This window comes from Halalkalibaculum sp. DA3122, assembly GCF_043951865.1.
Taxonomy (GTDB): Bacteria; Bacteroidota; Rhodothermia; order Balneolales; family Balneolaceae; genus JAMQKA01.
Window position 1 is genome coordinate 1 of the sequence record NZ_JBINJF010000098.1, and the last position, 717, is coordinate 717.

The 717-nt window shown below is 61.2% G+C and carries 2 protein-coding genes; both read right to left on the bottom strand.

Annotation, left to right across the window (positions count from 1 at the left end):
* A partial coding sequence (locus tag ACG2F4_RS19345) for an alpha/beta fold hydrolase (RefSeq protein WP_395262588.1) occupies positions 1-374 on the bottom strand: 374 nt, incomplete at its 3' end.
* A gap of 28 nt (positions 375-402) precedes the next feature.
* On the bottom strand, positions 403-717 hold a 315-nt coding region (locus ACG2F4_RS19350), incomplete at its 5' end, for a sugar phosphate isomerase/epimerase family protein (protein ID WP_395262589.1).

A 717-nucleotide genomic window follows, 5' to 3' on the forward strand; every position in this document is an offset into this window, starting at 1 on the left:
TTCCGGTCGCAGCGCGCCCACGGGCACATCTGGACCATGCAGCTGACCTTCCCGGGGTGGCGCAGGGCCAGCTGCTGGGCGATCGGGCTGCCCATAGAGACCCCCACCACGGCGGCCTTAGATATATTAAGGTGGTCCATCAGCCCGGCGTAGTCGTCGGCCATCTGCCCCATCGTGTAGGGGCCTTCCGGCTTCTCGGAGCGGCCCACCCCGCGGTTGTCGACCTGGATGCAGCGAAAGTCTTCTTCCCAGAAAGAGGCGTGGTCTTCCCACACCTCCCCCGGGGCGGTAATACCCATGATCAGGATTACAGGTTCTCCGCTTCCGCGCTGCTCGTAATACAGTTGAATTCCGTTGGTTTCGGCGTATGGCATTGGTATTCCTCGGGTTTGTTACAGTGAATTAGTGCAGGGCCGGCAGCAGGTCGTTTTTAATCCACTGCCCGTCGTGCAGGGTCACCTCGTCCGGGTGGTCGACGGCTTTCGGAGCTTCATCCTCACAGATGATCCACCCGTCGAAGCCGATCTCGACCAGCCACCGGGTGATCTCCACGAAGTCCACCTTGCCTTCCCCCATCAGGGCAAAGGTATCCGGGCCGGCCCAGTCCTTGTAGTGGACCAGGTTGATCAGCGACTCATACTCCTTCATCTTGGCCAGCGGGTCCATCCCCCCGTTGATGATATGGCCCACATCCGGGGTCCACCCGATCACCTCCGG